This window comes from Bacillus sp. ATD, from assembly GCF_050585765.1.
In the GTDB taxonomy this organism is placed as follows: Bacteria; Bacillota; Bacilli; order Bacillales; family Bacillaceae; genus Bacillus; species Bacillus stercoris.
The window spans coordinates 174,055-188,631 of the sequence record NZ_JBOBQH010000007.1 but is presented as its reverse complement, the minus strand read 5'-3'; the positions used below and the strand labels follow the sequence as shown (position 1 = coordinate 188,631).

The window sequence follows — 14,577 nt, the reverse complement described above, 5'->3', positions numbered from 1 at the left end:
GAAATGTTTTGTGTAGATGGTGTTCAGAAAAAAAGCAGCTCCTTTTGCTGTTTTTACGTAATACGATAAATTGAGGAAAAGGTTTCATAAAGAAAAAACTTGCCTGCTAGAGGCAAGTTTGTCGGGTTATTTGTTGGGATCAGTTATATCCATCGGTCTCATCATGTCGTAGTCCTCATGCTCAAGAATATGGCAGTGCCATACGTATCGTCCGCTGTACGGCCCGAATGTCGCCGCGATTCTCAGGACTTCACCCGCATGCGCTTGAATGGTGTCTTTCCATCCCTTTTCACTTGGCGGCGGCGGGATAGCCGGACCCGTATAGGACAATTCCCCGCTTTCTTGATAACGGGCGATATCAAACGGACGCCGGTCTAATACACGGAAGGAGACCAGATGCAGGTGAATCGGATGTGTTCCGCGTGTCGGGTTGATAATGGACCATATTTCAGTTGTGCCGGCTTTTGGTGCTTCTGTGACAGGATCGTGCCAGCGTTTGTTATTAAGCAGAAGGACAGGTCTGCCGTATTCGTCCTGGGTTCCTGCCAGTTTTAGTGTTCTGATGTTTTGTATTCTTTCATGCTGTACGGAAGGGTATGAGGCGAGGTACTTCGGCTTTCTGCTTTCGTCTTGTTGTGCCAATGGTTTTGTGACTCTGAATTGCATGATATTCGCATCTGTTTCAGGATTGACGTCACCGCCGCAGCCCGCGCTGTTTGCCAAAATGATCGATTCTCCTTCATACGCTGTGAAGTCAATGATGATATCGTAACGTTCAGCAGGCGCAAGACTGAAAGAATTCAATTTAACAGATCGCGGCAGGAGCCCTCCATCTGAACCGACCTGAATAAACTCTCCGCCATTATCGAGTGACAGATTATAGGTTCTTGTATTGGAGGCGTTGATGACACGGAATCGGTATTTCCTCGGCTCGACTTCCAAGTATGGCCATACCTTCCCGTTGACGAGTATGGTTTCTCCGCAAAAAGCCGGAACGATTGAAGGATTAGGCAGTGACGGAGAAGGGTTTTCCGGTCCGCTCGGATAAAACAAAGAACCGTCCTCATTGATCGTGCGGTCTGTGATAAGAAGCGGCACATCGTATTCGCCTGAAGGCAGTTTTAAGCGTTTTTCCTTTGGATCATGAATGATATAAGCGCCGACAAGTCCGGCATAGACATTTAGCCTGGTGAGCGCCATGGCGTGATCGTGATACCACAATATAGCCCCGCGCTGCTGATTAGGATAATGATAAACCTCTCTTTTGAAATAAGGTCCTGTTTGTTCAAAGTCTTTGGAAAACCAAGCCTCCGGATACCCGTCGCTGTCATCTGGCGTGACGCCGCCGTGTAAATGAACAACAGTCTTTACTTCGGGTTCTTCCTGCTGGCTGTCACTGTGATGAATGGTGTGATCAACCGGAAGGAAATGCGTGGAAGGAAGATTATTCATCCATTTCACATATACATTTTCATTTCTTTTAACCTCAATGGTAGGCCCCGGAAATAAGCCGTTGTAGCCCCACAGGCGGGTCGGAGGGAGATCACGGTGAAGCTGATGAGTGCATTCCTCCATGGTGACTTCGTAGTATGTTTTTTCTTTTGATTGCTGCACTGGCTTTAGTGTATCTGGGATTGGGAGAGCATCCACAAATTTTTCAAGTGTCATTTTCATCTGTCCTTATTTAAATTTTCCAAATTGGTATTATAGTTAATGACAATAAGGACGTGATGGTTACAAAAAATCTTCGTGCTGAAGACTGCCTAATGAAGAAAATAACAAAATCCTAAACGGCAGGCCGTTTAGGATTTGATCAGCGTTAAGGCAGGATATCGGGCTGCTGCTGTGTGACTGGCTTTGCAGCTACTTTCTCGCCCACCTTGCGTTTTCTGAATACAAGGTAAGAAATCAGAACGATTCCCGTGATGACACCTGTCAGCAGAAGCTCATCTCGCATGGAATCAATAAATGCCATAGACACTAAAATCCCGCAGATGGCGATGATGGTCAAGTAAGTGAGGAAAGGGAAAAGCCACATTTTGATTTTCAAAGCTTCCGGGTTTGTTTTTTCGAGTTTTTTCCGCATTCTCAGCTGGGAAACAGCGATGACAAGGTAGACGAGTAAAGCGATTGCGCCTGATGAGTTGACTAAAAATAGAAAGACAGTATCCGGTGAGAAATAGTTCATGACGACCGCGATATAAGAGAAAAATGTTCCGGCTACAATAGCTTGTACGGGAACGCCTTTTTTGCTCAATTTCATAAAACGGCGCGGCGCCTCGTTTCTTTCTGCAAGTGAATACAGCATTCTGGATGTGGTGTACAAACCTGAATTCAGGCAAGAGAGTACGGCTGTGAGGACGATAAAGTTCATGATCTGTGCGGCTGCTGGCACCCCTATATGCTCAAGTACAGCGACGAAAGGGCTTTCTAAAATATTTGCTGAATTCCATGGCAAGAGCGCCACGACTACGGCGATAGAGCCCACGTAAAAGACGATGATGCGCCATACAACGGATCTGGTTGCTTTTGTCACAGATTCGATCGGGTTGGATGTTTCTCCTGCTGCAATGGCAACGATTTCAGTTCCCATAAAAGAGAAGATGACAACGACAATGCCGAGCAGTACAGTGCTGATGCCTTCCGGGAAAAACCCGCCTTTGCCTGTAATATTCGAAAAACCGACTGGCTCACTGCCCGGTGCAAAGCCAAAAATAAAGGCAAAACCAACGATTAGAAAAGCAATGATGGTCACAACTTTAATGAGGGAGAACCAATACTCAAACTCACCGAAAGACTTAACGGAGTAGATGTTTGTCAGGGTGAGCACAATCGTCAAAATCAAACTTGTCAGCCAGAGCGGAATATCATGGAACCAGTATTGAATAATGCCAGCACCGGCAATGGCTTCGATCGCGATAACGATCACCCAGAAAAACCAGTACAGCCAGCCGATTGTAAATCCTGCCCAAGGTCCGATGGCGTCGTGAGCGTATTGAGAAAACGATCCGCTCGTCGGGTTTACGGCAGACATCTCACCGAGCATTCTCATAATAAAAATCACCAATAATCCGGCCAACGCGTAAGAAACAATCGCACCGGGACCGGTCGAGTGAATCACTGAACCGCTGCCTACAAATAGCCCGGCACCGATGACGCCGGCGATCGAAATCATTGTCATATGGCGCGTCTTTAATTCTTTTTTTAATCCTGGTTGAGACTGGTTCATAAGTTACCTCCTTTAAGAATGAAATCATTACTGAATATTATGATAATTGAAACTCTATCATAAATATACAGTTTGTCGAAAATTCATGTGAGAAAATATAACGTTTTATTTCAAATTTGTAGTGTTTTGTTTGCGCTTTCTCAAAATATAGGAATGAATATTTTGTTTATAATTCACTTTTGCAAGTTTGTTTGATATTTCCAATTCTAAGGATCGCTAATGTGTAGATTTTCATTAGGTTTAAAGGGCTTTTTAGAGTCACAATAAATTGGATTAGAGAAAAAGTGTTCCATCATCACTATTTTTCTGTGGCAGGTGAATCATGTTTCTGTAGACCCACTGCGGTTCAGCTTTGTATGATAATCATAGGAAAACGTGAGTGGAGAGGAGGTTTTTGTATGGAGAGGTATGATGAATTGAAAAAAGGCGAATCCGGGGCGCTGATCAGTATTGCCGCGTATCTTGTCCTTTCCGCGATTAAACTGGTCATCGGTTATTTTTTTCACTCGGAAGCACTTACGGCAGACGGGTTAAATAACACAACGGACATTATTGCTTCTGTTGCTGTTCTGATCGGTCTGCGCATCTCTCAAAAACCTCCTGACGAAGATCATCCATACGGCCACTTTCGGGCGGAAACGATTGCATCGCTTATCGCATCCTTTATTATGATGGTTGTCGGTTTGCAAGTGTTGTTCAATGCCGGAGAATCTATTTTTTCTGCTAAGCAAGAGACGCCGGATATGATTGCGGCTTGGACGGCAGCAGGCGGGGCAGCGCTGATGCTGGTCGTTTACCAGTACAATAAAAGGCTGGCCAAGAAGGTAAAGAGCCAGGCGCTCCTTGCTGCGGCTGCTGATAATAAATCAGATGCGTTCGTCAGTATCGGCACGTTTATCGGCATTGTGGCTGCTCAATTCCATCTAGCTTGGATCGATACGGTCACTGCGTTTGTGATAGGCCTTCTCATTTGCAAGACCGCATGGGATATTTTTAAAGAGTCATCTCACTCTTTGACTGATGGATTCGATACAAAGGACATTTCAGCTTATAAACAGACGATTGAAAAAATCTCCGGCGTGAGCCGTTTAAAAGACATAAAAGCAAGATACTTGGGCAGTACGGTTCATGTTGATGTGGTGGTTGAGGTATCGGCAGATTTAAATATTACGGAAAGCCACGATATAGCCAATGAAATTGAGCGGAGGATGAAGGAGGAGCATGCGATTGACTATTCACATGTTCATATGGAGCCTTTGGAACAAAAATAATGGAGCTTCCTGTCACAGGAAGCTTTTTTGCGTGATTTCTTCTGCTTGGGTTGGAAACAATTTGCTAGAATCGTTTTTTTATACAAATCTCTTTTTGTGGTAAAGTTAGGTTACGATATGATGAATTTTGTAGATAAATAGGAGGAAAAGAATGGCATATCAAGAAGACCTGCATCCTTTGCTGGGGAAAGCAGTTGAACATATTAATAGAGTAATGGTTGGAAAACGAGACATCGCCATACTCAGCTTGGCAGCACTTCTTGCCAAAGGGCATGTGCTGCTTGAGGATGTACCCGGAGTCGGAAAAACGATGATGGTCCGCGCGCTGGCGAAGTCAATCAGCGCCGATTTCAAAAGAATCCAATTCACTCCGGATTTGCTGCCATCTGATGTAACAGGGGTATCTATCTATAATGCAAAAACGATGGAATTTGAATATCGTCCCGGTCCGATTATGGGAAATATCGTGCTGGCCGATGAAATCAATCGTACCTCTCCGAAGACACAGTCGGCTTTGCTTGAAGCGATGGAAGAGGGAAGCGTAACGGTAGATGGCCATACGATGCCGCTTGCCGCTCCGTTTTTTGTGATGGCAACGCAAAACCCGGTCGAATATGAAGGGACCTATCCTTTGCCGGAAGCCCAGCTTGACCGTTTTTTATTCAAACTTCGGATGGGTTATCCGTCCTTTAATGAAGAGCTTGATGTCTTATCTCTTCAGGAAAAAAGCCATCCGATTGAGACGCTTGAGCCGGTTATTACTAGAGAAGATTTCATCCGTTTGCAGCGGGAAGTGCAAAATGTCCGTGCCGATGACAGTATTAAAGAATATATCGTTGAAATCGTGCAGAAAACGAGACAGCATCCCTCTGTTCAATTAGGTGTCAGTCCGCGCGGCTCAATCGCTCTCATGAAAGCGGCACAGGCCTACGCGCTGCTGCATCATCGCGACTATGTCATCCCGGATGATATTCAATATTTAGCTCCTTTCACGCTGCCGCACCGGATGATGCTTCATCCTGAGGCAAAATTTGAAGGGATTCAGGCAGAAGCGATCGTAGGGGAGATCATGTCAGCTGTGAAGGTGCCGGTTCAAAGGTCGTCGGTCCGCTGATGAATAAGAATTGGCAATGGCTTGTATATGGTTGGAAGCTGATAATATTAACTTTATTGACGGCTGCTGTTTTTTCTTATGCGATGTTTCAGGGCGGCTTTGTCAGTTGGTTTTTGTTTTACGCGTTTTTCCCTTTTGTCTTGTATGCCGGGCTGCTGGCATTGTATCCGCTCCGCTCATTTCAGGCTTCACGGCAGATGGATAAAACACAATTGCATGCGGGGGACAGGCTGGGCGTGACGATTACGCTGAGACGGAAGCTGCCGTTTCCCCTGATGTATATGGTGATTGAAGATTGCCTGCCAGAAGGAATTGAGTCCTTGAAGCGAGACGAAGCCGCGGCTAAACGGCTTGTTTTTCCTTGGTTTAAACGGAGTATGACGATGTCGTATGAATTAGCTCGGGTACCGCGCGGAGAGCATCACTTTCATGCTGTCAGGGTGCGAACCGGAGATGTTCTTGGCTTGATTGAAAAAACAGCATTTTTTGAGCTGGGAGATATCCTGTTTGTTTATCCATCCTTTCAGCGTTTTTCCTATCAGGTGAATGAGAGGCATCAGGAAGACGGTGTAAGCGGTTCTTCTCCTATTCATCAGCACCATTCCTCAGTCGCAGCAAGTGTGCGGAATTATCAGCCGGGAGACCGGTTTGCTGCATTAGATTGGAAGACTTCTGCACGGCGGAGCCAGCTGATGACGAAGGAATTTGAACCGTCCCGAAGCAAAAATCTGTTTCTTCTGATGGACCGTTTTCCCTCTGAAGCATTCGAAGAAGTTGTTTCAGCGACTGCTTCGATCCTTTATTCTGTTTTAAAAAACGGAGCGGGTGCAGGATTGGCTTCCGTCGGAAAGGAAAAAAACATTTTCCCCATTCAGGAAGGGGATCAGCATTTTAAGCACATGCTTCGGCATTTAGCCGTGGTTCATTGTAATGCGGCTGACCCGATAAGCCGATATGCACGGGGGGAGCTGGGAAAGCCATCTGTTCGCCAGGCTGATCAAGTGGTCGTCACGGGACAGGTAACGGAAGATCTGCTGCACCTCGCAGAAATCGGAGGCGGCCGGGTTACGGTGATACTGGCAAAAGAGAAAGCTGCTGAGCTTTCTCAAGCTGAAAATATCGTGATTGAACGCATGATGAAACGCCAAATCAGAGTTCAGGTCATGAGGGGCGGACGAGTTTCGCATGTTGTTTAGAAAGAGAGGTGACGGGTTCACATGCCGCACGATGATCAGAAGGGAAGCCGTTTGAGCTTGCTGTTATTTTATTTTCTGGCTTTTTTATTGCTGTGGGAGTGGCTCAGGCCGCTTGATCATTTTACAGAAACGAAACATACGGGCTTTTTTATTGTCTTTATCGGCTTGACGTTTCTGTTGACATTTTTCAGGATGAAGTGGTTTGTCACCGTTCCTTTTTGTGTTTTATTTACGCTGATTTCGATACACATCCTGTTTTATCAAGGATCTATATTCGATTTGAGCTGGGTCAGCTCTTTTTTGCAGGATGTCTATCTGAATATCACGCTGATTCAATCAGGGCAATGGAATGACATGATTCCTTCTTTTCGGACCCTGCTGTTTTTTGTGCTGCTGTGGCTGCTGGTCTATCTCCTGCATTATTGGGTGATTTACCAGAGAAGAATTTTGTTTTTCTTTATGATGACAGTAGCGTATATTACGATTCTTGACACCTTTACGCCATATGATGCCACTTTTGCCGTCATCCGTATCGTGCTGATCGGCTTCTTTATGCTGGGCCTTTTATACTTAGAACGCATTAAGCTGATGGAAAGAATCACACTGCCAAAAACATCTGTCCTGAAATGGTTTCTTCCTTTATCTGTATTGGTTTTGGCTGCAGTGGGATTCGGACTCGCCGCTCCAAAATCAGATCCAGCCTGGCCTGATCCGGTGCCTTTTCTTAAAAAAATCACTCATCAAGACCGCGTGTCTGCAGGAGAAAGCAAAATCGGATACGGGAATCATGATGAATCACTCGGCGGACCGTTCCAGCAGGATGCTACACCTGTTTTTACATGGCAGGGAAAAGAGCGGACGTATTTCCGTGTGGAAACGAAGGATACGTATACCGGGAAAGGCTGGGTTGAAACAGACACAGGCATGTCATATCAGCTTAGCGGAGGAAAAGTGGAAAATCTGTGGTTTGACCATAAAGTGGCAACAGAGCGCCGCACAGTCCGTGTAAAGGTTGATAAGCACTATGGGTACAACCATTTGATGTATCCGATTGGTGCGGTCACCATTCAGCCAAAGCAGGCTGTCTCACTTGAAATGAACGGCAACACGGAGCAAATTTCTCCGATCAGTGAACAAGCCGGTGAAATCAGAAATATGGGGAATTATAAAGTAGCGTACAATTCCCCGGTCTATAAGCTGGATGAACTGAGAAAGGTAAAAGTGAGAAAAAACAGTGAGGAGTACACATTCAGCGATCGCTACATGCAGCTTCCAGATTCACTGCCAGAGCGGGTGAGAACCCTTGCGATCAAACTGACTCAGGATCACGACAATATGTTTGATAAGGTGAAAGCGGTTGAGGACTATTTAGGGTCAAATGCGTTCACATATGAAACAGAAAAAGTGACCATTCCTAAGAATGATGAGGATTATGTCGATCAATTTCTGTTTGAAACGAAAATGGGTTATTGTGATAACTTTTCTTCCGCCATGGTGGTGCTCTTGCGCTCGGCCGGTATTCCGGCCCGCTGGGTAAAGGGCTATACGTCCGGCGAATACAAAGAAGCAGGAAACAAAAATGGCAGCATCTACGAAGTGACAAATAACAATGCCCATTCCTGGGTAGAGGTGTATTTCCCGGAACAGGGCTGGGTTACATTTGAGCCGACTAAAGGGTTTACTAATCCGGCTCAATTTACTTCTTCTGAAACAAAGGACTCTGCCAGCGATAACAGCAGCTCGCCGAAGAAAACAAAAGAGAAACAGAAAGAAGAGAAAAAACAGCCGCAAAAAGAGGTAAACCAAAAGGAAAAGCGGGAGCCAGCTGTTTCTAAAAAGCCGTCCGCTTCGCATACAAATGCCGGTGCAGGCTGGTATGCAGCGCTTGTGGTTCTTGCAGTCCTCCTGGTGGCAGCGGTATTGCTGTATGCTTTCCGTTCGTTATGGATTCCTGTTTTCGCTGTGAGGAGATTGAAGCGGCGCAGCGATCAGCACGAGTTTTTTGAGGCGTATGGCGCGCTGCTGAAACAACTGAAGAGAAAAGGACTGCCGAAACGAGACAGTGAAACGCTGCGTGATTATGCGAAACGAATCGATGAAAAATACGACATAGAAGACATGTCAAAGCTGACATTAAGTTATGAAAGGGCGCTTTACAGAAATGAAGATTCTTCGGCGCTATGGAATGATTCGAGAGAGTTATGGGAAAATTTAATTAAAAGAAGATGGTCTTGACCACTTATCGACGTGTTGTTAGAATTAGTGAATATTATCGGAGTCTGGGAGCGAGTTGGCCTGACTCCGGCAAACGGCCTTGCCAAAGAGGGCGGAGCGAGCTTCATATCTGTCCTCGTTTTTTTCTGTGTCAAAAAACTTAGAGGAGATTAGGTGACAACCATGACAAAGTTAGTGAATGAAATGATTCTTGTCCTTGATTTCGGCAGTCAGTATAACCAGCTGATTACACGCCGTATCCGTGAATTCGGTGTATACAGCGAGTTGCATCCACATACATTGACGGCTGAAGAAATTAAAAAAATGAATCCAAAAGGAATTATTTTATCCGGCGGTCCAAACAGTGTGTATGATGAAAACTCTTTCCGCTGTGACGAGAAAATCTTCGAGCTTGATATTCCTGTATTGGGAATTTGCTACGGCATGCAGCTGATGACTCATTACCTTGGCGGTAAAGTTGAAGCGGCAAGCCAGCGTGAATACGGAAAAGCAAACATCCACATCGAAGGCACACCTGATTTGTTCAGAGATCTTCCGAATGAACAAGTGGTTTGGATGAGCCACGGCGATTTGGTTGTAGAAGTTCCTGAAGGCTTCACTGTTGACGCGACAAGCCATCACTGCCCGAACTCAGCAATGAGCAAAGCAGACAAAAAATGGTACGGCGTTCAGTTCCACCCGGAAGTGCGCCACTCTGAATACGGCAATGATCTTCTGAAAAACTTTGTATTCGGTGTTTGCGAATGCGAAGGCGAATGGTCAATGGAGAACTTTATCGAAATCGAAATGCAAAAAATCCGTGAAACGGTCGGAGACAAACAGGTTCTTTGCGCGCTAAGCGGCGGCGTTGATTCCTCTGTTGTTGCTGTTTTGATTCATAAAGCGATCGGCGACCAGCTGACTTGTATCTTTGTAGACCATGGTCTTCTCCGTAAAGGCGAAGCTGAGGGTGTTATGAAAACATTCAGCGAAGGCTTTAACATGAACGTGATTAAAGTAGACGCACAAGATCGATTCTTAAATAAACTAAAAGGCGTTTCTGATCCTGAGCAAAAACGCAAAATCATCGGTAATGAATTCATTTACGTATTCGATGATGAAGCGGACAAGCTCAAAGGCATCGACTACCTTGCACAAGGTACGCTTTACACAGATATCATCGAGAGCGGTACCGCAACGGCGCAAACGATCAAATCTCACCACAATGTCGGCGGGCTTCCTGAAGACATGCAGTTTGAGCTGATCGAGCCGTTAAACACGCTCTTCAAAGACGAAGTGCGCGCGCTTGGCACAGAGCTCGGCATTCCGGATGAAATCGTGTGGCGCCAGCCGTTCCCAGGACCGGGACTCGGAATCCGCGTTCTTGGCGAAGTAACAGAAGAAAAACTAGAAATCGTTCGTGAATCAGATGCAATCTTGCGTGAAGAAATTGCAAATCACGGCTTAGAGCGTGATATCTGGCAATACTTCACTGTTCTTCCTGACATCCGCAGCGTTGGTGTTATGGGTGACGCAAGAACATATGATTACACAATCGGAATCCGCGCCGTTACATCAATCGACGGAATGACATCTGACTGGGCGCGTATCCCGTGGGATGTGCTTGAAGTCATTTCGACACGTATCGTAAACGAAGTGAAGCACATCAACCGCGTGGTGTACGATATTACAAGTAAGCCGCCTGCGACGATTGAGTGGGAATAAGTAAATAACAATGAGAAAAACGTCCCTTTTTCAAAAGGGGCGTTTTTTGTTAACTTTTTGAAACCGTTTCGGCAGTTTTCGTATCTAACAACATAGGAGGTGGATAAGGTGAAGGAAGAAAGATTGATTACAAAGGCGAGAAAAGGAAATGCTCGGGCCTTTGAAAAGCTTATGCTGGCACATCAGGAAACTTTATATAAAACCGCTTATCTTTATTTAAGAAATAAAGAAGATGCACTTGATGCTGTACAGGAAACAGCTTATAAAGCTTTTATCAGTATAGAAAAACTAAAAGAGCCAAAGTATTTTTTAACGTGGCTTACTCGAATATTGATTCATACCATTTTTGCCATGAATAAAAAGAAAGGAGATTTGGTTCCATTTGAGAAACATCATGATGCTGGAACCAATCAAGCAAATATTGAGGAATACATAGACTTGCGAAATGCGATTGATTTACTTGATGAACATGTTCAGCTCACGATACAGCTCTATTATTTTCAAGATTATTCGATTTCAATGATAGCTGAACAAACAGGAATGGCAGAAGGCACAATTAAAACCCATTTACATAGAGCGAGAAAAGCATTGAAACAGGAGCTGGAAAAGGAGGATCAAAACAAATGGACAAACACCAAATGAAGCAGATATTTGATGACATTGAAGTGCCTAAGACAGCGCTAAAAAAAGCAATACATCAAGCTGTTGTTCGTGCTGAAAATGTGAGTAACACAAGGCGCCGTTTTAAATGGGCACGAACTATTACAAATGGAATCGCTGTTGCTGCTGTGGTAGGTATACTGTATTTAACGTCCGGTCTTTTTCTGCCTTCTGTAAACAAAGCGATGGGGAGCATACCCATTGTCGGCCAAATTTATAAGGAGTTTCAAGATAAAGTTGGCCTATCATTGTTTAAAAGCAATCTGGTCACAGCTTTGAATGAAAAAGCTGAGTCAAGGGGAATCACTGTTTCGGTAAACAGCTCGTATTACGATGCCGGGCAGCTTGTGTATAACTTTACTGTTGATAACCTCCAGTCTGATGAAAAAGAGCTCAGTTATAATGTGAGTAAAGCGAGTTTTAACAATAATTTTTCAATTAACTACGATTCCTTAATGCTCAAAAAATTAAATAACAAACAATATGCTGGTCAATTAAGGCTTTATACAAAAGGGACAGAAATAAATAATGGGGATACCGTGCCTTTTGTGATTACTCACATCAATGAAATACAGGGAAATTGGAGATTCAAACTGCCTATTACCAAAAAGAATGCTAGTTATTTAGAAAGCTCGAAAGTGGTATCAGTGCAACACAATCGTTATCAATTTTCCAATATTCAAGTGGAGAACGGAAAGCTCGGATCTGTCCTTCAATTTACAATCGATTATCAAGGCGTAGCAAAGCATGATACGGTTGAAATTAACGAAGTCAAAGATGATTTAGGGAACACATATGAGATGACAGCGTCAAACATCCAACTTGGAGACCGCAAAAAAGTAAACGAGAGAACGGTAAGAGCAAAAGGACAAACACAGTTAGAATCACCAATTAATCCAAAAGCGAAAAAGCTAACATTAATAGCTGATATTAAATCTGAGGCAGAGGGCAGTGAAATTATCCCGTTAAATGCAGAGATGCCATTTCATGTTTCAGAAACAAACCATCAAAACATAGGGATTGAAATCAACAACATTAACCAAAAAGGAAAGAAAGTATTGGTTCATTACCATTTCACTGGAATTGATACCTCAAGCGTGGACGAAAATAAATTAGTGAATATCGGTGAAACGATTGGCCTTGGTGATATAAAAAAAATGCAATCTTGGCCTGATCCAGTAGGTGAGTATGAAGAAGGTTATTATTTGAAAGGAAATATAGCTAAAGTGAAAAATATGAAAACAGCCGAAATGGTATCTACTTTTGAACTGGATGATGATTATAATGATAAGCTATCTTTAAAGCGTTTTGAGTTTAATGAGTATGGTCTGTATATTGATAACGGCGTTTTAAATCACCTGATTCAACTAAAGCCATTCTCGTTTACTGTACCAGTGCATCAGGTGAGTCAGCCTACCGAAAAAAAATAATCATAAGTTGAAAAGCCGTATGTTGCCATACATACGGTTTTTATCATTGTTACCAATTTAGTCAATAGACGAATAAACCAATTTTTTTAATAAGTAATGTTCGTTGTTTATATTGTCAATTCAAAATGAACTTGGTACAATAGACACAGAAATCAAATAAGATGAATTCGTATAATCGCGGGGATATGGCTCGCAAGTCTCTACCAAGCTACCGTAAATGGCTTGACTACGTAAACATTTCTTTCGTTTGATATAAATAAAACACGTTTATTTATTCGAACTGAAATCCGTCTGTAGTCAAGCGTCCCAAAATTATTGGGGCGTTTTTTATTTGGCGATTTCAGGGCAGGATAAATAGCAAAGAGTGAAGGGAGTCAAATAGCTTGAAAAAGTATTTTCAGTTTGATGAGCTGGGCACCAGCTATCGCAATGAAATCATTGGCGGATTAACGACTTTTTTGTCTATGGCATATATTTTGTTCGTCAATCCGATTACGCTTGCTTTGGACAGCGTGAAAGATTTTCCGGAGGCGCTGAGAATTGACCAGGGTGCGGTCTTTACGGCGACAGCGCTGGCGTCTGCAGCAGGCTGTATCTTAATGGGATTAATAGCGAGATATCCGATCGCCATCGCGCCCGGTATGGGGCTGAACGCGTTTTTTGCGTTTTCTGTTGTCCTTGGTATGGGCATTTCATGGCAGGCAGCTTTGTCTGGTGTTTTTATTTCAGGTCTTATTTTCGTTGCTCTTTCTTTAACAGGTTTTCGTGAAAAAATCATCAATGCCATTCCGCCTGAGCTGAAATTGGCAGTCGGTGCGGGGATCGGCCTGTTTATTACATTCGTTGGCTTACAAGGATCAGGAATCATTACTGCAAACCCTTCTACGCTCGTCACGATCGGAAACATTCACAGCGGTCCTGTGCTGTTAACCATTTTCGGTGTGATTGTAACAGTTATTTTAATGGTGCTTCGCGTGAACGCAGGCGTGTTTATCGGGATGCTGTTAACAGCGGTTGCCGGCATGATTTTCGGTTTGGTTCCGGTTCCGACTCAAATCATCGGCAGTGTGCCGAGCCTTGCGCCGACTTTCGGACAAGCGTGGATTCACCTTCCTGATATTTTCTCCGTACAAATGCTGATCGTTATTTTAACATTCTTGTTTGTCGGATTTTTTGATACAGCTGGTACACTTGTTGCTGTGGCAACACAAGCTGGTTTAATGAAGGAAAACAAATTGCCGCGAGCGGGCCGTGCGCTTTTAGCTGATTCATCTTCGATTGTGATCGGTGCCGTGCTTGGTACGTCTACAACAACTTCTTACGTGGAATCAAGCTCAGGTGTCGCTGCGGGTGCCCGTTCAGGATTTGCCGCAATTGTAACAGGGATTCTCTTTTTACTGGCTACGTTTTTCTCGCCGCTTCTATCGGTCGTCACGTCAAATGTAACAGCGCCGGCGCTTATTATTGTTGGTGCATTGATGGTGGCGCCGCTTGGCAAAATCGCTTGGGATAAGTTCGAGGTGGCCGTTCCTGCTTTCCTTACCATGATCATGATGCCGTTAACGTACAGCATTGCAACTGGTATTGCCATCGGATTTATTTTCTATCCGATTACGATGGTGTGCAAAGGAAAAGCCAAAGAGGTTCATCCAATCATGTACGGGCTGTTTGTTGTATTTGTCCTGTACTTTCTCTTCTTAAAATAAGGAATGAAAAACCAGCTGCCGGTGCAGCTGGT

At 44.2% G+C, this 14,577-nt stretch carries 10 protein-coding genes and 1 riboswitch; of the genes, 8 read left to right on the top strand and 2 right to left on the bottom strand.

All coding sequences use genetic code 11. From position 1 onward, the window contains the following. Positions 1 to 126 precede the first annotated feature (126 nt). Positions 127 to 1,668, bottom strand: a complete 1,542-nt coding sequence (gene cotA / locus ACQXR1_RS16310; protein ID WP_430772497.1) for an outer spore coat copper-dependent laccase CotA — start codon at positions 1,666 to 1,668, stop codon at positions 127 to 129. Positions 1,669 to 1,819: 151 nt separating this feature from the next. Continuing rightward, positions 1,820 to 3,229 carry a GABA permease gene (gabP, locus tag ACQXR1_RS16305; protein WP_430772496.1) on the bottom strand — a complete coding sequence of 470 codons (1,410 nt, stop codon included), beginning with the start codon at positions 3,227 to 3,229 and terminating at the stop codon, positions 1,820 to 1,822. 398 nt (positions 3,230 to 3,627) lie between these two features. Here gabP and mneS point away from each other — a divergent pair, with 398 nt between their 5' ends. The 8 genes from mneS to pbuG all read left to right on the top strand — a co-directional run bounded on the left by mneS (position 3,628) and on the right by pbuG (position 14,545). Beyond that, entirely contained in the window at positions 3,628 to 4,500 is an 873-nt protein-coding gene (gene mneS / locus ACQXR1_RS16300) for a manganese transporter MneS (protein ID WP_430772495.1), read from the top strand. A gap of 151 nt (positions 4,501 to 4,651) precedes the next feature. Then, entirely contained in the window at positions 4,652 to 5,614 is a 963-nt protein-coding gene (locus tag ACQXR1_RS16295; RefSeq protein WP_040083971.1) for an AAA family ATPase, read from the top strand. Continuing rightward, positions 5,614 to 6,810 (top strand): DUF58 domain-containing protein, encoded by a 1,197-nt coding sequence (locus ACQXR1_RS16290; protein ID WP_430772494.1) that lies wholly within the window; start codon positions 5,614 to 5,616, stop codon positions 6,808 to 6,810. Before ACQXR1_RS16295 ends, ACQXR1_RS16290 begins: the two co-directional genes overlap by 1 nt. A 21-nt stretch (positions 6,811 to 6,831) precedes the next feature. Beyond that, positions 6,832 to 9,045: a transglutaminase TgpA family protein gene (locus tag ACQXR1_RS16285; RefSeq protein ID WP_430772493.1), complete on the top strand. Its 2,214-nt coding sequence runs from the start codon at positions 6,832 to 6,834 to the stop codon at positions 9,043 to 9,045. A 162-nt stretch (positions 9,046 to 9,207) separates the two neighbouring features. Next, positions 9,208 to 10,749: a glutamine-hydrolyzing GMP synthase gene (gene guaA / locus ACQXR1_RS16280; protein WP_040083968.1), complete on the top strand. Its 1,542-nt coding sequence runs from the start codon at positions 9,208 to 9,210 to the stop codon at positions 10,747 to 10,749. A 108-nt stretch (positions 10,750 to 10,857) separates the two neighbouring features. After that, on the top strand, positions 10,858 to 11,391 hold the full coding sequence (locus tag ACQXR1_RS16275; protein ID WP_017695646.1) for a sigma-70 family RNA polymerase sigma factor: 534 nt from the start codon (positions 10,858 to 10,860) through the stop codon (positions 11,389 to 11,391). Continuing rightward, positions 11,373 to 12,839, top strand: coding sequence for a DUF4179 domain-containing protein (locus ACQXR1_RS16270; RefSeq protein WP_430772492.1), 1,467 nt, complete (start codon positions 11,373 to 11,375; stop codon positions 12,837 to 12,839). The genes ACQXR1_RS16275 and ACQXR1_RS16270 overlap by 19 nt, the downstream gene beginning before the upstream one ends. Before the next feature lie 147 nt (positions 12,840 to 12,986). After that, positions 12,987 to 13,088: riboswitch (purine riboswitch) on the top strand. 134 nt (positions 13,089 to 13,222) lie between these two features. After that, the gene (gene pbuG, locus ACQXR1_RS16265) at positions 13,223 to 14,545 is read left to right on the top strand and encodes a hypoxanthine/guanine permease PbuG (RefSeq protein WP_014663054.1); all 1,323 of its coding nucleotides are present in this window, start codon (positions 13,223 to 13,225) and stop codon (positions 14,543 to 14,545) included. Positions 14,546 to 14,577 lie beyond the last annotated feature (32 nt).